The 18,411-nt window shown below is 40.1% G+C and carries 22 protein-coding genes; 11 read left to right on the top strand and 11 right to left on the bottom strand.

Going from position 1 to position 18,411, the window contains the following annotated elements; genetic code table 11:
• Nucleotides 1–105 precede the first annotated feature (105 nt).
• Nucleotides 106–810, bottom strand: coding sequence for a CpsD/CapB family tyrosine-protein kinase (locus CFK37_RS08940; protein ID WP_089061536.1), 705 nt, complete (start codon nt 808–810; stop codon nt 106–108).
• A complete protein-coding gene (locus CFK37_RS08935; RefSeq protein WP_089061535.1) occupies nt 785–1,546 on the bottom strand; it encodes a YveK family protein in 762 nt (253 codons plus the stop codon). Before CFK37_RS08935 ends, CFK37_RS08940 begins: the two co-directional genes overlap by 26 nt.
• A 267-nt stretch (nt 1,547–1,813) precedes the next feature.
• Between CFK37_RS08935 and CFK37_RS08930 the strand changes: the two genes are divergently transcribed.
• The 5 genes from CFK37_RS08930 to CFK37_RS08910 all read left to right on the top strand — a co-directional run bounded on the left by CFK37_RS08930 (nt 1,814) and on the right by CFK37_RS08910 (nt 5,804).
• Nucleotides 1,814–2,839, top strand: a complete 1,026-nt coding sequence (locus tag CFK37_RS08930; protein ID WP_089061534.1) for a LysM peptidoglycan-binding domain-containing protein — start codon at nt 1,814–1,816, stop codon at nt 2,837–2,839.
• 884 nt (nt 2,840–3,723) lie between these two features.
• On the top strand, nt 3,724–4,275 hold the full coding sequence (locus tag CFK37_RS08920; protein ID WP_089061532.1) for a hypothetical protein: 552 nt from the start codon (nt 3,724–3,726) through the stop codon (nt 4,273–4,275).
• Between the two features lie 192 nt (nt 4,276–4,467).
• Nucleotides 4,468–4,854 carry an RpnC/YadD family protein gene (locus CFK37_RS20630; protein ID WP_342746749.1) on the top strand — a complete coding sequence of 129 codons (387 nt, stop codon included), beginning with the start codon at nt 4,468–4,470 and terminating at the stop codon, nt 4,852–4,854.
• Nucleotides 4,841–5,323, top strand: a complete 483-nt coding sequence (locus tag CFK37_RS20625) for an RpnC/YadD family protein (protein ID WP_342746748.1) — start codon at nt 4,841–4,843, stop codon at nt 5,321–5,323. Before CFK37_RS20630 ends, CFK37_RS20625 begins: the two co-directional genes overlap by 14 nt.
• A gap of 286 nt (nt 5,324–5,609) precedes the next feature.
• Nucleotides 5,610–5,804, top strand: a complete 195-nt coding sequence (locus CFK37_RS08910; protein WP_157724822.1) for a hypothetical protein — start codon at nt 5,610–5,612, stop codon at nt 5,802–5,804.
• A gap of 170 nt (nt 5,805–5,974) precedes the next feature.
• Here CFK37_RS08910 and sda (CFK37_RS08905) read toward each other — a convergent pair whose 3' ends face one another.
• The 3 genes from sda (CFK37_RS08905) to CFK37_RS19910 form a co-directional block, all read right to left on the bottom strand.
• The gene (gene sda / locus CFK37_RS08905) at nt 5,975–6,100 is read right to left on the bottom strand and encodes a sporulation histidine kinase inhibitor Sda (protein ID WP_089061530.1); all 126 of its coding nucleotides are present in this window, start codon (nt 6,098–6,100) and stop codon (nt 5,975–5,977) included.
• Between the two features lie 108 nt (nt 6,101–6,208).
• Nucleotides 6,209–7,381 (bottom strand): hypothetical protein, encoded by a 1,173-nt coding sequence (locus CFK37_RS08900; protein WP_089061529.1) that lies wholly within the window; start codon nt 7,379–7,381, stop codon nt 6,209–6,211.
• Between the two features lie 134 nt (nt 7,382–7,515).
• Nucleotides 7,516–7,662, bottom strand: a complete 147-nt coding sequence (locus tag CFK37_RS19910; RefSeq protein WP_157724821.1) for a lmo0937 family membrane protein — start codon at nt 7,660–7,662, stop codon at nt 7,516–7,518.
• Nucleotides 7,663–7,914: 252 nt separating this feature from the next.
• Here CFK37_RS19910 and CFK37_RS08895 point away from each other — a divergent pair, with 252 nt between their 5' ends.
• Complete coding sequence (locus CFK37_RS08895) at nt 7,915–8,280, top strand: winged helix-turn-helix transcriptional regulator (protein WP_245837341.1); 366 nt, start codon at nt 7,915–7,917, stop codon at nt 8,278–8,280.
• 191 nt (nt 8,281–8,471) lie between these two features.
• A complete protein-coding gene (locus tag CFK37_RS08890) occupies nt 8,472–8,918 on the top strand; it encodes an anti-sigma regulatory factor (protein ID WP_425445377.1) in 447 nt (148 codons plus the stop codon).
• Nucleotides 8,919–9,176: 258 nt separating this feature from the next.
• Here CFK37_RS08890 and CFK37_RS08885 read toward each other — a convergent pair whose 3' ends face one another.
• The 3 genes from CFK37_RS08885 to CFK37_RS08875 all read right to left on the bottom strand — a co-directional run bounded on the left by CFK37_RS08885 (nt 9,177) and on the right by CFK37_RS08875 (nt 10,700).
• Nucleotides 9,177–9,950 carry a PAS domain S-box protein gene (locus CFK37_RS08885; RefSeq protein WP_089061528.1) on the bottom strand — a complete coding sequence of 258 codons (774 nt, stop codon included), beginning with the start codon at nt 9,948–9,950 and terminating at the stop codon, nt 9,177–9,179.
• A 171-nt stretch (nt 9,951–10,121) separates the two neighbouring features.
• Entirely contained in the window at nt 10,122–10,448 is a 327-nt protein-coding gene (locus tag CFK37_RS08880; RefSeq protein ID WP_089061527.1) for a YflT domain-containing protein, read from the bottom strand.
• Nucleotides 10,449–10,511: 63 nt separating this feature from the next.
• Nucleotides 10,512–10,700: a CsbD family protein gene (locus CFK37_RS08875; RefSeq protein ID WP_089061526.1), complete on the bottom strand. Its 189-nt coding sequence runs from the start codon at nt 10,698–10,700 to the stop codon at nt 10,512–10,514.
• Between the two features lie 282 nt (nt 10,701–10,982).
• Here CFK37_RS08875 and cls point away from each other — a divergent pair, with 282 nt between their 5' ends.
• Both cls and CFK37_RS08865 read left to right on the top strand, forming a co-directional pair.
• Nucleotides 10,983–12,485 carry a cardiolipin synthase gene (gene cls / locus CFK37_RS08870; protein ID WP_089061525.1) on the top strand — a complete coding sequence of 501 codons (1,503 nt, stop codon included), beginning with the start codon at nt 10,983–10,985 and terminating at the stop codon, nt 12,483–12,485.
• An 86-nt stretch (nt 12,486–12,571) separates the two neighbouring features.
• Nucleotides 12,572–13,471, top strand: a complete 900-nt coding sequence (locus CFK37_RS08865) for a diacylglycerol/lipid kinase family protein (protein ID WP_089061524.1) — start codon at nt 12,572–12,574, stop codon at nt 13,469–13,471.
• A gap of 273 nt (nt 13,472–13,744) precedes the next feature.
• Here CFK37_RS08865 and sda (CFK37_RS08860) read toward each other — a convergent pair whose 3' ends face one another.
• From sda (CFK37_RS08860) to CFK37_RS08850, 3 genes are all read right to left on the bottom strand, one after another.
• Complete coding sequence (gene sda / locus CFK37_RS08860; protein ID WP_089061523.1) at nt 13,745–13,939, bottom strand: sporulation histidine kinase inhibitor Sda; 195 nt, start codon at nt 13,937–13,939, stop codon at nt 13,745–13,747.
• Nucleotides 13,940–14,218: 279 nt separating this feature from the next.
• Nucleotides 14,219–15,781: a mechanosensitive ion channel gene (locus CFK37_RS08855; protein ID WP_172840478.1), complete on the bottom strand. Its 1,563-nt coding sequence runs from the start codon at nt 15,779–15,781 to the stop codon at nt 14,219–14,221.
• 207 nt (nt 15,782–15,988) lie between these two features.
• The gene (locus CFK37_RS08850) at nt 15,989–16,240 is read right to left on the bottom strand and encodes an aspartyl-phosphate phosphatase Spo0E family protein (protein WP_245837340.1); all 252 of its coding nucleotides are present in this window, start codon (nt 16,238–16,240) and stop codon (nt 15,989–15,991) included.
• A 476-nt stretch (nt 16,241–16,716) separates the two neighbouring features.
• On the opposite strand from CFK37_RS08850, the gene CFK37_RS08845 reads away from it, so the two are divergent.
• Both CFK37_RS08845 and CFK37_RS20530 read left to right on the top strand, forming a co-directional pair.
• Nucleotides 16,717–17,829 carry an N-acetylmuramoyl-L-alanine amidase family protein gene (locus CFK37_RS08845; protein WP_089061521.1) on the top strand — a complete coding sequence of 371 codons (1,113 nt, stop codon included), beginning with the start codon at nt 16,717–16,719 and terminating at the stop codon, nt 17,827–17,829.
• A 363-nt stretch (nt 17,830–18,192) separates the two neighbouring features.
• Complete coding sequence (locus tag CFK37_RS20530; protein ID WP_281251607.1) at nt 18,193–18,327, top strand: hypothetical protein; 135 nt, start codon at nt 18,193–18,195, stop codon at nt 18,325–18,327.
• The last annotated feature ends 84 nt before the right edge of the window (nt 18,328–18,411 follow it).

Genomic DNA, 18,411 nt, shown 5'->3' with positions numbered 1-18,411 from the left:
TGCGATCATAGATCCACCTTTTTTGTGCTAGGTTTACCTTTTTCAGTGGCTCGAGTTCAATTTGCCCCGAAAAAAACTCCCCGCCCAATGGACAAGGAGTTTCTGTTATTTCGACGTTCCATAATAGTAGTAATAATTAGAAGCCTTTTTCTCACGGTCATTCAATATCGTTCCAAGTATTCTCGCATTCGCCTGCTCTAACGTTTCGATCGCCTTTTTGGCCGCTTCTACTTCTGTATCTTTACTTTTAATAACCAGCACGGAACCATCACAAATATTTGCTAGGATTTGCGCATCGGTCACTGCCAGCACTGGTGGTGTATCAAAGATGATGATATCGTACACTTCACTTGCAGCCTGGATGGTGCTTTGCATCTTTTTTGATGCTAATAGTTCTGACGGGTTTGGCGGAATCGGGCCACATGGAATGAGATCCAGATTATCAATCTCACTTGAAACGATGACATTCTCAAGCGCCTTCTCGCCAACAAGGATATTACTTAACCCCGCTAGGTTATCGAGCCGGAATGTATAATGGATCGTTGGCTTGCGCAAGTCGGTATCAACAAGCAGTACCCGTTTTCCTTGCTGTGCATAAACAACGGCAAGGTTCGCAGCTGTCATGGACTTTCCTTCACTTGGTCCGGATGACGTAACCACAATTGTTTTTAATTCTTGATCAACAGATGAAAATTGCAGGTTTGTTCGGATTGCCCGGTATTGCTCGGATATTGGCGAACGCGGATTAAGGTTCGTGATCAAGTGTCTGATTTTACTTGTTGTTTTAGACTGTTTTTTTCTGCGAGCCATTGTATCCACCCCGTTTCATTCTGTTCGCTTCCGGAAGACGACTATCCCGGACATCCTCGTCATTAATATGCGTGACCACACCTAATAACGGCAAGCCGAGCTTATTTTCAATATCATCCTCGGTCCGAATTGTATTATCCAAGTACTCTAGTAAGAACGCTAGACCTACACCAACCATTGCCCCAAGTACAACCGCGATTGCAATGTTCAGTAACGGGTTTGGACTCACTTGGCTTGGGTTGTCAGCAAGATCTGCTTTGGCAAGAATACTGACGTTATCGACACTCATGATATCTGGAATTTTTTCCTGGAAGGTTTCGACCGTTGTATTGGCAATCTTAACCGCCGTTTCGGGATCTGTATCTGTAACAGTTACATTCACTACCTGGGATTTCTCCGCACTCGAAACCGCAAGCTTCGATTTCAGCGTATCCGCCGTATATGGTAAATCCAGCTCCTTGACAACATCCTCTAATATGGCAGGACTCTTAATAATGACATTATACGTATTAATCAGTTCGATGTTTGTCTGTATATCAGTCGTACTATATGGAACTTTCGGATCCTGTGCCTCCTGATTTACAATAAACTGTGTACTTGCTTGATAAGTAGGCGTCAGGACAAAATAGCTGACAACAGCAGCAATCAAGGCAGCCCCTACTATTAATGAAATAATCAACAAGAGACGTTTCTTAATAACCTCAAAAATTTCCTTGAGGGATATCGTTTCTTCCATTTGTGAACCTCCAATAATCAGGTATATTTCTTCTATTCTACCATTCTTCGACAATCACAAACGAAATTATAACATATTTATGACCGTCCGATTCTATTTTTTTGAAAAAATTTTATGAAATTGTCGATTTAGGGGTTGTACTATTACAGTTATATTACAAGTTGGTAACTATTGCATAATATTTGTAACATTTGCCACAAATCTACCAAACTAATGCTATAATGGTAGAAATTTGTAACATTGAATTGTGAGAGGGGAAATAGTAAATTGGCAAATAAGAAAATTATTATGTCGGTAACAGCAAGTGCAGTAATAGCTTCAACCTTTGCCGCAACGCAAGCGGAGGCAGCATCGTACAAAGTTCAGAGCGGTGACTCACTATGGGGCATAGCACAGAAATATAACACCAGTGTTTCACAGTTGAAATCTATTAACGATTTATCTAGTGATCTCATTTTTCCAAACCAAATCATCGAAACTTCTAAATCTAGCAACAGCGGAAAAGTTGAATCAAAACCATCTGCTAACACATCTACTACATATACAGTGAAACGCGGCGACACACTAAGTGGTATCGCTGCAAAATATGACATTTCTTTATCAAACTTAATGGACTGGAACAATTTAGATACATACTTGATTTATCCTGGCGATAAATTTGTTGTTTCGAAGAGTGGCAAGGTGGAAAACACACCAGCGCCTGAGCCGGAGAAGGATGTTGCATCAGCTTCTGTCTATACGGTGCGTTCTGGCGATACATTGAGCGGAATTGCCTACAGCCACGATGTAACCGTATCTGCTTTGAAGAAGTGGAATAACTTGTCGTCTGATTTAATTATTGTTGGACAGAAGTTGAACATTGGTTCGAAGGGTACTAGCTCTGGCGGCAGCACTGGCTCTGTTGAAACGCCTAGCGCTGACGTTGACTATAGCGCGAGCAAAGTTGTCAGCATCGCAAAAAGCATGTTAGGCGTCGACTACCAATGGGGCGGCACCACACCAGCCGGATTCGACTGCAGTGGCTTCATCAAATATGTGTATGAGAAAGCTGGCATGGATATTTCACGTACATCAAGCGCCGGTTATTTCAACCGCTCTTACTACGTGAACAATCCACAAGTTGGCGATCTAGTATTCTTTGAAAATACCTACAAGGCTGGGATCTCTCACATGGGAATCTACCTTGGCAATGGTGAGTTCATTCACGCCGGATCAAGCGGTGTTGAAATTAGCCCAGTGCATGGTAAGTATTATTGGGGTAAACATTTCGATAGTTATAAACGGTTTTATTAATTTTTGGGAAGCTCCTCGTCGTTACGGCGGGGGGTTTTTTTATGTGGGGTTGTGGGGGTGCCCGGGGATGGCCGGGTTTGGGGAAGGCCACTGAAAAAGTGGTGGATTTTACAAATTTAGCTTTTCACCTTTACCTAGCATCTTGAATATACGGAGACTCCTGCGGGAAGTGAGAGATCGGCGAGACCCCGGAGGACGGCAGTCCGAGGAGGCTCGGCACTCGCCCGCGGAAAGCGCAGTATATTTAAGATGCGGTGATAGATCTATCTATTTTGTACTACATTTACCTTTTTCAGTGTCCTCAGTTTGGGGTGGTGTGGCCCGAGTTGAGGCAGTTGTCTCCCGAGTATGGTATGCTGTGGCCTGAGTGGGTGGGGTTCTCTCCCAAGTGAGTGGGATTTTCTCCCGGGTTGTGTAGGCTGTCTCCCGTTTATGGGCACTTGCCTATCTTATGAACACTAAAGTTAATAATAGAGCCGGTTGTAAGTGAAGAAAGGGTTTCTGCTAGCGCAGAAACCCTTTTGATGTTTTTAATAACCGGATTTTTATTAAATTAGTTTTTTACAGCAAGATCTTTATTCCACGTTTTATGTACAAGAGCGGGTCAAGGAACCTGTCCCCATGTCCCCCGTCAGCCATAAGCACCATAAACCGCAAATATCCATAAGATACTCTATTACTCCATAGTGTCGTGAACACCAACCCATAAGCATCTGTCGCAACAGCTACAGCTACAGCTACAACGCTTTTTAAAGCCAGAATTATTCTCCACGGACGATTGGCGTATGTCATTAGAAAGTCCTAAGTATTCACCTTTTTGATTGTAATAGATTACCACAATATTTAACTGGTTTAGGAAAATTTAAAACGAAGGATGGTAAGCTATGAAAAAACTATTTTGTGTGTCAGGTGTTTTATTGGCTATTGGTATTATGTTAGGTGCTTGTTCTGAAGACAACAGTAAGGAGGCAACAACTGGTGATGCTCAACCGGAACAAGAAGAATCAACGAGTGATATTCAATCAGAACAAAAAGATGAATCAACGGGTGATGTTCAATCGGAAACGGAAGAAGAAGTGGTAACAGCGGACGAAGATGTAGCTTCGTTGGAAAAGACGGTTACGGGATTACTGGAGGATACCTTTGCAGAAACCATGACCGTCAGTTTTGACGAAGAAAGCAAAATATACAAACTCACACCGACTGATTCTGAATTTATAATAGAATTGGATTTGATGATTCAAGGAAAGAAAAGCTTTGATGATTGGAATGAAATGGCATCCAGTATGGCAAGCATGTCAGAATCAGTAACGAAAGTACTAGGTAAAGGATATGGGGTGGCAGTAATGAACCCTGTCAATTCAGACAAAGTATTACTATTAGTATCGGATGGAATTATTATTTATGATTCTTTCAAAGATGGTGGATTTCAATAAAATTCCTGTTGAGCTTGAAGGGTGGGGCTTAATCCTCCCTTTTCCCTTTGGTTTTACACCATTATCGAGAAGCTTTCTGCTAGCGCAGAAAAAACACAAAACATTCGTTCGCATACCGATACTATGGTATTATTAAAATAGATTCACACCTCAGCGACTTCCTCTATAATACCTGCAAAGGACGTGTTGAAAATGTCACCAATGACATTAGTACGTGAACACACCACCCAGTACTTGCCACATGATCAATTGTTTAAGGAATTAATCCACACATTTTTCGAAGAGTTTTTAGAGGTATTTTTTCCTGATGTCCATCACCATATCGACTTCACGTCTTCCAATCCCCTTCCAGATGAAATGTTTACCGATCTTCTAAAAGGGAAAAGTCGAAAAGCAGATATAGTCATTGAAACTAAGCTAAAGGAAACAGATACACTGCTAATTATTCATGTTGAACCACAGAGTTATGGTCAAACTAATTTTCATGAACGGATGTATGAATATTTTAGCCTTTTGTACAATAAATATAGGAAGCCTATCCTACCAATTGCGGTTTTTAGTTACGATGAAAAACATTGAATTTCCTTTCTTTCATGTACTAACTTTTAACTTTCTGATGCTGGAGTTAAAAAAAGAAAACTGGAGAAAGTACATTAGTTCAAATAATCCCGTTGCAGCAGCATTACTAAGTAAAATGGGGTATACTGATGAAGAAAGAGTACAGGTCAGAAAAGAATTTTTACGTATAATGACAAAAGTCGATATAAATCCCGCTAAGACAAGGTTAATCTTTGGCTTTTTTGAAAGCTATTTGAAATTAGATGAACAGGAGGAGGAAAGGTTGATGGAGGAGATTAAACGTGTGGATGAAAAAGATGAGATATTGAAACTGCCTATTTCTTGGGAAGAAAAGGGAATTGAAAAAGGAAGAATGGATGAAAGAAAGAAAATTGCCTTAGACATGCTCAGAGAAGGCTTGCCCATTGACGTTATTGCAAGGATTACGGAACTGGATACGAAAGAAATTGGAGCTTTAAAGAAACAATAGCATGTGTTAGTGTGCCTTTCCCGAGTTGAGCAACTTCTCTCCCAAGTTCAAGTACTAGAGTTAATAAAGGGCCAAGTTAAGGAAAGGGTTTCTGCGGCAGCAGAAACCCTTTCCTTAGTCTTTTAATACCTGTATTTTTATTAAACTGTTTTTTTAACAGGTTCTTTGTTTCGCTCCCGAAGTAAAATGCGGGACAAGGAACCTGTCCCCTCGTCCTTTTTAGATCATTTGTTCGTAATAAAATTATATGGTATTCTTTTTAATTAGACGAACAAGAGGAGGAAATATGATGGAAGATGTTAAATATGCAGATGATAAAGATGAAATACTAAATCAACCTATCTCCTGGGAAGAAAAAACAAAAAAAGAAGAGAAAAGAAAAATTGCTACTGAACTGCTTAGGGAAGGATTATCTTCTGATGTAATTGCTAGAGTGACAGATCTTGAGCAGGAAGAAGTTCGAGCATTGAATAACCAATAGTAGTTATCTCCCAGTTGAACCACTTCTCTCCCAACTTCAAGTACTAGGCTTAACAAAAAGCCAAGTTTAAAAAGGGTTTCTGCGTCAGCAGAAACCCTTTCGATCGTCTTCGAATACCTGGTTTTTTATTAAATTGTCTTTCGGGCCGGAGCGGGACAAGGAACCTGTCCCTACGTCCCCACTATTCTGCGTCTTTTCAATTCGTTTTCAACTATTGAAATAAACTCCGAGTCCAAGTTTAATGCTTTTGCCTCAGCTAAGGTCTCTACTAATACCTTATCTGATAGTTCTTTCATGTTGTTCCTAACTCCCTTCCCAAAGATAATAAGATGAGTTAAGAAGGGTCCTACGTTAGCATAGGACCCTTCTATTCTATTAGTAAATAATATTATCCTTTGAAGTAGCTAACCTTCAGCATTCTTATTCTCATATTGATTTTTTTCCTGTTCTTCACGTTGATATTTCTTAGAACGATTGGCCTGCCGATAACCATACATAATGTTTCGGACCTTTTCGTCATTTTCTAGCCCAACACCAATGGAGCCTGCGAATGTCGCGATCGAAGTGGCAAGCCATGCAAGCTTGGCATAATTCCAGAAATCAATCGGATCTTTCAACTGTGCTAGTGAATGAAATAGATCAGGCGGTACAAACAATAACACCGTCAATAGAAATAAAAAGAATAACGCTCCATAATAACATAGTACAGCTACAACTAATGTAGCTACAGTTGTACGGTTATATAACTTTCTTATATGCTTTTCATTATGTTCCGTCGACTTTTCCCATAAGTTATGTGAAACGATAATCCAAATAACGATACTCGAAATTGCGCCAATCATTAGCCCGAAAAAACGCCAGTTCTCAAATGCACCGCTTAACTTCCACAGGGTGGGAAATATCAGTCCATATGCTCCTGTGGCAAAGGCGACAGCCACCACTGGCTTAAAGGATGGAATAATACTTTGCGGCCGATTGGCGATTGTCATTCCCGATAGTACCCGCAATTTCGCATGAAAACGAGGACGAATCATCAGGTGTAAGTCCATCTGTTTCCCGATGGGAGTGGAATGGTTCCTCCGAATAAATGATAGGAAAAATTGTTTCGATACATTGGCTTTTTTATTATCTGACATACCATATTGTGTTGTGGAATCTGTTTCCTTACAAGACATATTGAACTTATGATCGTATATTTCCTTTACAACCTGGATGAGTACTTTCTTTACCCGGCGATTTATTGGCAGGGATCCGAACGCCGGAATGGATAATTGTCCAACTCCACGTTCGAAATCGCCATCCGCCAACACTAAATCCTTACCATCAAATAACGGGAGGTCGGTCAGGCATATTGCCATATCCCATCCTTCCTTTTCTTTCAAATCGGCTGTTTCATCCAATAATTCTTTGGCGTCTTCAGCTGCGCCAATTAACACATCCGTTTTAACCCTTAATGACCAATCCACTTGATTTGAAACCTTTTCGGCTAAGAGATCAGATAATTGTTCCATAAAGTTATCTGCTAACTTCTCCGGGGTATCGGGCGATGGGACTAACCCGAGTATTATTTCTGCCAACTACCTCACCTCCATTTTGATATAATCTGCCATGTAAATACGTTAACGACACAATTACATAGATAAAGTACCCTGTCTGCGTTTTTTTAAGAATCCACTCGTTCTATTATTCCACCAGAGTGCAACCTCTGAGATTAACCTTTTGCTATGGATTGAATTACTTTAATCACCAGTAAAATTGCTGCAATAACTAGCAAAATATGAATCAACCCACCGAGTATGTGAAAGGAGAATCCCAGTACCCATAAAATCAATAAAACTATCAAGATGGTCCAAAGCATCGTGTCACCTCCCATGGTTTCTTTTAGTCACTTTCTATATTCTTTCCCCGTAATTGAATCCAAAAAACTTAGTAGATTGCTATATAATCAGTGTAAATACATTGGCATTAGGTTGACAAGTAGCAACTTATAGGTAATCTGCTTACTAAAATATACTTATGGGATGTCTTGCCAGGACCATTAGTTTTATTTGGTAAACTGTAATCTTATGCTTTACACTTACTTTAAGAAACTGTGAAGGAGGAAGGGAAATTGGAAATTAGAATAGAGTATGATCATCCAATTGAGGTTACATTGGAGGTAGTTTGCGGGAAATGGAAAGGAGTCATCTTATGTAAGCTTCTTGAGGGGACTTTAAGGTTTGGGGAACTTAAAAAACAAATACCAAAAATCTCCCAAAAGATGCTTTCCCAACAACTACATGAATTGGAAGATGACGGATTAGTAAAAAGGGTAGCATATAATCAAATTCCACCGAGAGTAGAGTATTCCCTTACCCCCTACGGAAAAGATTTAGAGCCAGCACTGACTATGTTAAGTAAATGGGGAGAGAATCATGTAGAAGTTGTAACTGATAGTAAAGCAGTCTTAGTTGCGGAAAAGGAAGGCGAGGTTTAGTAAACCTCCTTTTACCAATGATAGCGTGCAGGATGTAGTCATGATTGACTGTATTCTAATTGATTATAAATAACCACGTCTGGTCTAGTGGCATTGGTATACTTTGGAAACTATATAACTAAAAAGTACCTACTTGTCAAACTTCTGTTTGTCTCTTTAGAATTTATGTAGATGGTTGGGGAGGTGTAATGATGAATCAAGATTCTAAAGAGATGGACAAAACATTAGAAATTACGCCGAAAAAGGACCAGGTAGAAATACGCACCAGCCAGGATATTATACATGCCAGAACGCTCGTTAGATCGGTTGCGACAGAGATCGGATTCAGAACAGTTGACCAGGCAAGGATTACAACGGTAGCTTCTGAATTAGCGCGCAACATTTTAATGTATACCTATGGAGGTCATATTTGCGTCAAGTTATGCAGCGATACCATAAAAACGGGTATTAAAATAGTGGCAATTGACAAAGGACCTGGAATCGAAAACATCCCAGAAGCATTGGAAACGAATATGTCCACCTCCAAAGGCCTAGGAGCAGGATTGCCAGGTGTCAAAAATATCATGGATGAATTCTCAATCGATTCTTCCAATAAAGGCACTAAAATTTACACCACTAAATGGCGAATAGGATCATGATTTTTCTTAAACGGTGCCCAGAAGTCTATCATCGCCAATAAATAAATTAGTAATACAATAGGATGCCCCAGTTATGTATTTTAAAAAAAGTTGTTTAATCCACATAAAACCTAACTGCCCACGTGCCCATAAGAAAGGTTCCTGCTTTACAGGAACCTTGATAACTGACTATTATTCAATTGAATTTTTATAACAAATTACTTTTCACAAGTTGTAAAAACGTGTTGATTATACCCCCATGTTCCAATCCACATATCGTTATGCCTTCTCTTTTCTATCATATGAAAAACCAATATAATGGAGTGCGTCTTTAACGGATGCCATTGTTGGTGTGGAAGGAAAATTGATCCCCCGTTGGGTAGCGGTTAAGGCTAATTCTGGGCGTAGACCTGTTACAATAGTTTGAACACCAATCATCGACAAAACACTTGTAATTCGAAAAATGTATTCCGTTACTATGTTATCCAATCTATAAATTCCCGAGAAATCAACAATTAAATATTCTATATCTTTCTTTTGTACATTTACCGGTACATTATGTAAAATCTGAATAGCTCTTTCTTCATTAATCGATCCCAATAAAGGAAGAACGGCAATTTTATCCATGAGTGGTACTACAGTCGATGAGAGTTTGTAAATTTCATTTTCTAATTCAACTTGGTTACTTTCGACTGCTCTTCTAGCTGTAATATCTCTAATGTATGTTTGTATTGCTTTCTTATCGCCAATTCTAACCGGATGGCAGTATAATTCCACGTCAACTGCTGTACCATCCATTTTATAAATGGTTTCTTCAATAACTGCTGCAGGCTGATTGTAAGCGGAGCCAATTCGTGTTTCAATCGCAGCACGTGACGTTTCTTTAAATATATCGAGTGGACTTTCGCCAATAACCTCTTCCCTTGGGGCTTTAAAAAATTTCTCAGCTGCGTTATTAATATAAAGTATTTTTAATTGTGTGTGTATGATGACCGGATCTAGAGCATATTCCACTACCTGCTCATAATCAATTTCTGAAATGTTTTCACCCATAACATATCCCCCTTGTGTAGTATATTTAGCATAAGACAAAAATACTGTTTAAGCAAGAGAGCTACTACATACAGCCAAAAAATATCCGAACTACTCCAAATTCTAATTAAAGAATGTTGAATATAGTTCGGATTCCGTTCTAGCTTGAAACACTCAGCCTGATTTTTATGATTAGTTTTGTTTAATAAGTAATAAAATCTTACCATGATCTAATTTTTCTTCCAGCTCATTGGCTTCCTCTTGGGGAAATCCTAGCTCTTTAAACTTCGTACGTAATTCATCACCCTTTTTCCGAAAAATGTTGCCCACCGCAGTTCCTAAACCTTCTTCTTTTGCTCCTATTTCGCTTGCATCGACATTTCCAGCAACCCTGTCTGTGCGATCATCGTCATGCGAAATGACATACAAATTATCTTTGGAAATTCCTTTTTGTGTTTGCGTTTTGACCTCTTCCATTAATGCCTTGTCATCCTGAAACTCTTTTACTGCAGGTTTCATTTAATCTCCTCCTCAATTTCATTTAGCTCTGTTCTTATTTAAAACTAGCCTTGTCTGTTCTTACTAATCCTGATCTTGTTTCATGTTTTCTTGGGCATTTCCAAACTTTTGTCTTACTTCGCCTTTTGCTTTATCCTTTTTACCGGAAGCTTGTTTTTTCTTATCGTCTGCCAGTTTACCATATTGCTCTTTCGTTTCGCCTTTTACCTTATCAAAGATTCCTTTTGCTTGGTTTTCCTTTTCATCTGCCATTTTGCTTCCTCCTTCAACACTAGCAATTTCTTCTTTGAACTTTTTAAAAAGCATAAGTTTTACCGATACTAGGTAGGTTGCTTACATAAAAAATAATACCCTGAAGGTTTCTCCGCCAAACATGTTTATCTTTCATTTTTAATAATTCCACCTTTGCTACATGCTTCTATTAAGTGATACGTTTCATGTTGAATTCATTGACCTCAAAGTGGATATTGAATTAAAGTGAAACTATAATGCTAGGAAAGCTTAAGGGGCACCTGGAAGGAGTGAAATGCCATAATGAGACAAAATAGACAAATCCTTTTCATTATCTTATTGATTGTTACATTTTATTTAGCATTCTTCAGCGAAGAAACGTTTGTTATCCGGACACTAGCTTTTGCAATTTATTTTCTAATTGTAATGTCCGTATCTTATGGGTTGATGTTGGAAAACCGATCACCCTACAAGACCCTTTTATGGATATATGCAATTCTCTTCTTACCGATAATTGGTTATCTTTTTTTTATTTATTCAGGTCAGCTGCAGGTTAGAGGGCATCTATTCCAGAAAAAAAGGGAAGATAATTATAAATATTTGAAACAGAATACTAAAAATATTCCTTCCGATTGTTGGCATCAGCTAGGCAATCATGAACAATTTATTTCCCACGTGATTGAAAAGGAAACCCATTTCCCAGCCAGTTGTTTTTCTGAAACCTCTGTGTTGAAAGACGGCCAGGAGACCTTTCCGGCTATCAAAGAAAGCCTAATGCAGGCCAAAGAATACATTCATATGGAATATTACACATTTCGTGATGACGAAATTGGTCAGGATATTATTAACCTTTTAATTGAGAAATCAGAGCAAGGTCTTGAGGTCAAAGTTATTTATGACGCTGTTGGAAGTATGAAAATGTCAGGAAAAATGATTCGTAAAATGGAAACAGCCGGAGTACAAATGGCTTGTTTTCTCCCGATTAAGCATGGTTTTTTTAATCAAAAAATCAACTTTCGTAATCACCGAAAAATCATTGTAGTGGATGGTGTCACTGGATTTGTAGGTGGCTTGAATATCGGTGATGAGTATCTAAGCCGCGATCCAAGCATAGGATTTTGGCGTGATACACACTTAATGGTAAAGGGGGAAGCTGTAGGAAGTCTCCATGCGGTCTTTTTTACAGATTGGTCGTATTTAACCAATCAGTCACTAGACCCCGATCAATACCCGGTTACTAAGAGTCCAAGTTCCGACGATGGATGTGTTCAAGTTGTAGCCAGTGGTCCTAATGCCAATCAAGGTATAATGAGTGAACTGTATTTCAATATGATTGCTTCCGCCGAGCATTCCCTGTGGATTGCAACACCCTACTTTGTTCCTAACAAAGACATTCGCACCGCTCTTTCACTGGCTGTAAAAAAAGGCGTCGATGTCAAATTGATGGTACCAGAGGTCGGTGATGGGTTTCTGACGCAGTATGCCACGCGTTCTTATTTTGATGAACTTCTTGATAAAGGGATTGAAGTGCACTTGTACCACAAAGGTTTCATGCATCAAAAAATCATGATTGTTGATGGTGAATTTGCTTCAATAGGGACCGCAAACGTTGATTTTAGAAGCTTAAACTTAAATTTCGAAGTGAATGTCTTTTTGTTTCATAGCCCAAGTGTCACAAGCCTTATTGAGAACTACAAAGCTGATATCAAACACAGTCGCAAGGTAGACCCGAAAACTTATTACAAGCGAGGGTTACTCATTCAATCCAAAGAATCGTTTGCCCGACTTTTTTCACCAGTATTATGATGAAGCTTGCGTAGAAAGGTTGACATTTTTAAGAAAAAGAAAGGTACGGAACTTGCATTAATCACGTTTAAAAAAGGAGAATTAATATGGAACGCGTTGCAATCATCTTTAATCCAAATGCAGGAAAGGACAAGTTGAAGCAATCAATTGGAACCATTGTTCAAAAGCTTCTTCAAAGCTATCGAGAGGTCACCATCTATCAAACTGAGAAGCCCGGAGATGGTGCTGATTACGTGGACAAAATAGCCGAAAATGTGGACTTGCTCATTGCCGCTGGCGGAGATGGGACAGTCAACGAGATTATTAATGCGCTTTGTGCATTGCAAAATCGTCCCATCTTTGCAATTATTCCAGGCGGTACCAGTAACGATTTTTCACGAGAGATTGGAATATCCCAAAATCCACTTAAAGCAACTGATCAATTATTAGAGCAAAAAGTGGAATCAGTCGATGTCGGCAAAACAAATCAACAATACTTTTTAAACTTCTGGGGAATAGGTCTCATTACCGAGGTGTCCTCAGCAGTTGACTCTGATTCCAAGGCCACCTTAGGGCGTATGGCTTACTATTTAAGAACGGCTCAAACGGTGAGTGATGTGGATCCTTTTCATCTGCAGGTTGAATCAGAGGATTACCAATTCAACGGGGAATCAGTCATGCTCATCGTTGGCAACGGGACATTTACGGGAGGTATTCAGCCATTTTTTCCAAATGGGGACGTTCAAGACGGCTTGCTCGATGTTTTATTAATTAAAGAAACATCTTTGCAGACATTCTGGTCCATGATACAATCAAAAATGACTCCTGAAATATCGAACGAAAACGGCATGATCTACTTTCAAACAAAACGACTCAGTGTTTCAGCCAACCCCACTCAGGAGATTGATTGTGATGGAGAAAGTCACTATTCTACCCCAACTACGATTTCAATTCTGCCGGGACACCTAAGAATGCTGGTCGGGGAATATAAAACAACAAAAGAATAGGATAACCACATCTTAAACAAAACAATCAGACTGTAGAAGTGAAGGACTCCCATGACTAACGGGTGTCATCTGGTTACACAGGATTGCAAACATAATAGGTTCGTTAACAATGGTCCAGCAATACCAGGATTAAAATATTGAAAGTTGTTGCGTGGTTTTCCAGAGAATATTCAACCAATATTTTATAATAAAAAGCCTAATTTTTCGTGTAGTGAAAAATTAGGCTTTTTAAAAGATCTGACCACGAACGTTTATTCAGAAAAAGCAATATTACTATCCTTTCAATTTCGGATTACAACAACTGATTTTTTTAGCATCCTCGTTTACATTCAATGCGCACGCATCGGACACTGTAATCTTACGTACTTTCATTTCACTTTTAATAATGGAAATAAACGCAGGATCTAGGTTTAACGCTTTTGCTTGTGCTAAGGTCTCAACTAACGCCTTATCCGACAGTTCTTTCATGCTGACCCAAACTCCTTTTCTTCCCGCCTTATTTTAAATTCCTTTACAAATTTCAGTTATATATCCGGTCAACTATGATTTTAGTACAATATTCATGGTACTAAATACCCCGTTTCCTGAAACATAAACCTGGTTTTCGTGACTTTTCGTATAGTGTCTTACATCCTATACAAATTCGAACAATATCTTCCATTTACGGCATTCCATGGCAACTTTTTTGCCTTCACACGCGCAAAAAAAGACAGCCCCTCAGGACTGCCTTTTCCTCCATCGATTCATTTACTTATTTTCAGGACCTTCACCGAACTCATCATTAGTTGTGTTGCCCTTTTGTGAATGGTCGATTTTGGTTTCTTCAATTGTTTTATCAAATTTGCTTAAGTGCTTTCTAGCAAAGTCTGTTCCGCCTAATCCAAATGCCAGGCCGAATGCTAGTGCAAAGCCGCCAAGGATTAAGATAAACGCGGAAGTGACGATTTCGGTGGCAATTCCGAGTTGCGTTAATGCCATAAATACCGCTAGTACGATAATCGTATATTTGGCAAAAACGGTTAGGATGCCACTTGCCGAGCCGGACAGAACATTGGATAATATTTTTGCAACGATATTTGCTAGAATCACTGCTATGCCTAGGATTAGCACGGCTGCCAGTACGTTTGGCAGGTAAGCGGTAATTGCTGCCGCGATATCTACTAGGAAGTCCAACTTGATTAAATTCAATGCTTGAACAGCCAGGAAGAATACAATTAGCACTTGCACAATGTATCCGACTACCCCAGATGGTGTTAGTTTACTAGATTTATTTCCAATTTGCAGCTTGTCTGACAGACGGTCAAAGCCCATGCGCTGCAAGAAGCTTTCAACGAATCCACCAATAAATTTACCTAACCAAATGCCAACTAGAATCAATGCAATAGCAATCAGAATGTTTGGCAGCATGTTGGTTACATCATTCAGCATGCTTACCAGTGGGTTCGTGATTGCTGCTAATTCCAGCTGCTGCAAGGCAGAAACGGTAACTGGAATCATGATGATAATAAATAATAGATTACCGACAAACGATGCTAGGCTGCTTCCTTCAAATATTTTTTGCAGCTTTAATTTTACAACGATGCCTTCTGAACCTACTGCCAGCAATAGATTTACGACAATATCTTTAATGATTTTGGCGACGAACCAGCCAACTGCGAAGATAATGATGGCAGCGATCAGTTTCGGTACAAATGCTAAGATTGTTGCGAGCAATCCGGAGAACGGTTCTGCGACACCTTCAATACTTAGCGCTTTTAGTACACCCGGAATGAACATCAACAGGATTAGATAAAAAGCAACTTTACCAATCGTTTCAAGGAAATGTTCAGCTTCTTCGTCATTACTAGCAACTTTTAGTTTAGTAAAGAAACGCTGAATGTTTGCTTTACTGCCTACTGTAACAATCAACCAGCGAACGACGGATGCAATCACCCATGCCAGCAGCAAAATAAGTGCTGCCGTTAGAACTGCTGGAATGAAACTGAAGAATGATGAAATTAAATCGGATAATGGATTGGCAATCATATCCAGATTCAGCAGGTTAAAGAATAGGATAAATACGATAATTAGCAGTATGTAGTACACTACTTTTCCAATTATTTTATGCGCATTTATTGGTTTTTCATTATTTTCCGATCGAAACCGGTTGAAAACCTTGTCGTCTAAATCAGCTTTCTTTAATGCCTTCTCAACTGCACCTGCAATCAGCTTGGCGATGAACCAGCCTACTATTAAAACAATTAATGCGATAACAAAACTTTGCAGCCCGACCATAAAGTTTGTCGAGAAATAATCATTCATGAGATTCATAATGATGTCCCCTTTCAAAATGTGGTAGTTACTTGATACCCAGGGGAGGAAATTCTTAAACATTTTGTTAGGTTTTGTCGAATATGGCATTGATTTCCTCCATTTGAAGACGGAAAAATGCCCAATACCGGGATAACTTGGTATTGGGCATGCCTTGCTAGAGGTGCAACAAAACTTAAACTTATGGAGCTTTTCCCATGAATCGTCTTATTTTACGTTCTGCGTGTTTTTAACCGCTTGATTATATTTATTTAGGAGAACGTCCAAGTCCTGTGAAATAGTCAGTACTTGCGGATCGTCCGGATTATGTTCGTACGCTTCATACATCTTTTGCCTTGTTTCCTCTATTTTCTTTCGTAATTCTTGATCGTTGTACAACACCCGTTCTTCCTCTCCACTTAGTTTGCATTCAATCTGTGAAGTGGAGAAATGAAACTGATTAAAAAACTTTTGCATCATAAACTATGTCCAATTTCCTGTTGCGCTTACTGAACCCGCTATGTGGATTTCATGTAGTTGAATGTTTTCTGCTTGCTAAACACGAAATTTTTGATTTTAATTACAGTTACACTACCACTCAGATAAAACTCTGCCTTATCTTTCATTACATAACGACAATGACAAGATTCTCTATGTTTTTCAGTAACCTCTGTTCCCCCTCCTGTACCATTAAATTATTCATTGGCTCATGTTTAACTAGAGATAGGTAGGTAATCATTACCCCTCTACCTATTTTTTAAACCTTTTTTTACGCAAGTTCCACCTTATGCCGTTATGCACGCGGTTGGGCAAAATTTCCTATTTGAAAGATCTCTTCTACTATATAGACACCGTGCAGCCTAGTTCTTTTGTGTGAAATTTGTAGAAATTTGGTTTATCGGCTAAACACACGGGTATTTATCAAGTATTATAGAGTAAAGGAGGTTTTTACATAAATGCGTTTATTAACAGCAGGTATAGGTTTCATGTTATTATTCTTCGTTTTCATTCCCGCTGTTTATGCTGACAGTGGCAGCACCACCTATCAGGTTGGCGTTTCCACGCTGAATGTCAGGTCTCAACCGTCAGATCGTGCACCAGTCATTGGGCAGTTGAAAGATGGTGACAGCTTAGTCGTTTTCCAGGAAGCGTTCGGCTGGGCGCAAACATACTACGGTGGCAAGGTTGGCTGGGTTGCGTCACAGTTTTTATATCAGACTGAAAACAGCGGCTCAAACCCTGCGGCAGCGGTGTCTGGGGCAACATCAGAGCAGCAGGTAACAGTTACCGCATCCGGTGTACGAATCCGAACTGGCCCAGGTACTTCGTATACGATTATCGGCCACACTTCCAACGGACATACATACAGCTTAGTTAACACAGCAAACGGTTGGAATGAAGTGGTACTTGATGACGGCACAACCGGCTGGATCGCGGGATGGCTGACCGATTCAGGTGCTGCCGGGACTACGGCGAGCGTAAAGAATGACCCGCCGACTGCGGTAAAATCTGCGGCATCAGCTAAGAGGTCATTGGCAGGCTATAACATCGTGCTGGATCCTGGCCACGGTGGCAAGGACCCCGGTGCACTAGGCATTGGCGGGACTTTGGAAAAGGATGTCATTCTGGACACAGCTGAAAACGTGGCACAGCGGCTGCGCGCGGCTGGTGCAACGGTAATTATGACACGCGACAGCGATCATTTTCTTTCCCTTGAAGAGCGCGTGCTGATCAGCAGTAAATTTAATACACATGCATTTATCAGCCTGCATTACAACGCCTATCCATTCATGGGAATCAACGGAATCAGTACGCACTACTACGCCGGCGGCAACGACCGTGAACTGGCGCAGGATATCCAAACCGGGCTACGGCACAATGTTTCCTTGAACAGCCGCGGCATCATGCAAAGCAATTATCACGTATTACGTGAAAACAGCGACCTCGCCGTGCTGGTCGAACTCGGCTTCATTACAAACCCGAGTGATTTAACCACCGTCCAAACGGAATCTTATCAAAATAACGCAGCGAGAGGGATTGTTGAAGGGGTAAAGGCTTATTTTCATTAAGATGAATGCAGGGAAAGGAAATTAATAAGGGCTGGGCGGAAGCTCGGGCGGGAATCCTGCCAAGTCGGGAGACAGCGTGCTGAACTCGGGCCAAACACTTGCGACTCGGGCGTCAGCATCTTCTACTCAGGAGACAGCCATTTCTCTCCCGTGTTGGACCTGTTGTGGCCCGGGTTACCCCTATTTTCTCCCGAGTTTCAGTGATTCTCGCCTGAATTCCGAACTTCCTCGCCCGAGTTTAGTCAAGTCCAGTGGGGTATGACTTTTCTTGGCGGGAAGTTGGCTAACCGTGCTGGTTATGGCCGCCTGTTTAACAAATGAAAAAAAGAGCGCTTTTATCGGATGCAGGGGGATGATCTCAGGATGAATGAAAACTTTAATGAAAAAGAAAAACTAAATAAAATAGGGAAAATGAATTCGGGAGATTTTTTGCTGATGCTGGGTGGACTGGCATCAATCGCAATTGTAATCATACTCGCGGCATTCCTTATTTTATAGATAAATGAGAGATGGACTGGATACATTGCCCGTATCCAGTCCATTTTTTATTATTTCTGGGTTGTTTTCATACGGTTTGTTGCT

Source organism: Virgibacillus phasianinus, from assembly GCF_002216775.1.
Lineage (GTDB): Bacteria > Bacillota > Bacilli > Bacillales > Amphibacillaceae > Virgibacillus_F > Virgibacillus_F phasianinus.
The sequence above is the reverse complement of the archived record's forward strand: the minus strand, read 5'-3'. Positions and strand labels throughout refer to the sequence as shown.

Excerpts from the sequence above, each read along its gene's own strand:
- CFK37_RS08940 (WP_089061536.1), bottom strand. The coding sequence starts at position 810 with ATGGCTCGCAGAAAAAAACAGTCTAAAACAACAAGTAAAATCAGACAC.
- CFK37_RS08935 (WP_089061535.1), bottom strand. The coding sequence starts at position 1,546 with ATGGAAGAAACGATATCCCTCAAGGAAATTTTTGAGGTTATTAAGAAA.
- CFK37_RS08920 (WP_089061532.1), top strand. The coding sequence starts at position 3,724 with ATGAAAAAACTATTTTGTGTGTCAGGTGTTTTATTGGCTATTGGTATT.
- CFK37_RS20630 (WP_342746749.1), top strand. The coding sequence starts at position 4,468 with ATGTCACCAATGACATTAGTACGTGAACACACCACCCAGTACTTGCCA.
- CFK37_RS20625 (WP_342746748.1), top strand. The coding sequence starts at position 4,841 with ATGAAAAACATTGAATTTCCTTTCTTTCATGTACTAACTTTTAACTTT.
- CFK37_RS08910 (WP_157724822.1), top strand. The coding sequence starts at position 5,610 with ATGATGGAAGATGTTAAATATGCAGATGATAAAGATGAAATACTAAAT.
- sda (WP_089061530.1), bottom strand. The coding sequence starts at position 6,100 with ATGAAAGAACTATCAGATAAGGTATTAGTAGAGACCTTAGCTGAGGCA.
- CFK37_RS19910 (WP_157724821.1), bottom strand. The coding sequence starts at position 7,662 with ATGCTTTGGACCATCTTGATAGTTTTATTGATTTTATGGGTACTGGGA.
- CFK37_RS08890 (WP_425445377.1), top strand. The coding sequence starts at position 8,472 with ATGAATCAAGATTCTAAAGAGATGGACAAAACATTAGAAATTACGCCG.
- CFK37_RS08885 (WP_089061528.1), bottom strand. The coding sequence starts at position 9,950 with ATGGGTGAAAACATTTCAGAAATTGATTATGAGCAGGTAGTGGAATAT.
- CFK37_RS08880 (WP_089061527.1), bottom strand. The coding sequence starts at position 10,448 with ATGAAACCTGCAGTAAAAGAGTTTCAGGATGACAAGGCATTAATGGAA.
- CFK37_RS08875 (WP_089061526.1), bottom strand. The coding sequence starts at position 10,700 with ATGGCAGATGAAAAGGAAAACCAAGCAAAAGGAATCTTTGATAAGGTA.
- cls (WP_089061525.1), top strand. The coding sequence starts at position 10,983 with ATGAGACAAAATAGACAAATCCTTTTCATTATCTTATTGATTGTTACA.
- CFK37_RS08865 (WP_089061524.1), top strand. The coding sequence starts at position 12,572 with ATGGAACGCGTTGCAATCATCTTTAATCCAAATGCAGGAAAGGACAAG.
- sda (WP_089061523.1), bottom strand. The coding sequence starts at position 13,939 with ATGAAAGAACTGTCGGATAAGGCGTTAGTTGAGACCTTAGCACAAGCA.
- CFK37_RS08855 (WP_172840478.1), bottom strand. The coding sequence starts at position 15,781 with ATGAATCTCATGAATGATTATTTCTCGACAAACTTTATGGTCGGGCTG.
- CFK37_RS08850 (WP_245837340.1), bottom strand. The coding sequence starts at position 16,240 with ATGATGCAAAAGTTTTTTAATCAGTTTCATTTCTCCACTTCACAGATT.
- CFK37_RS08845 (WP_089061521.1), top strand. The coding sequence starts at position 16,717 with ATGCGTTTATTAACAGCAGGTATAGGTTTCATGTTATTATTCTTCGTT.
- CFK37_RS20530 (WP_281251607.1), top strand. The coding sequence starts at position 18,193 with ATGAATGAAAACTTTAATGAAAAAGAAAAACTAAATAAAATAGGGAAA.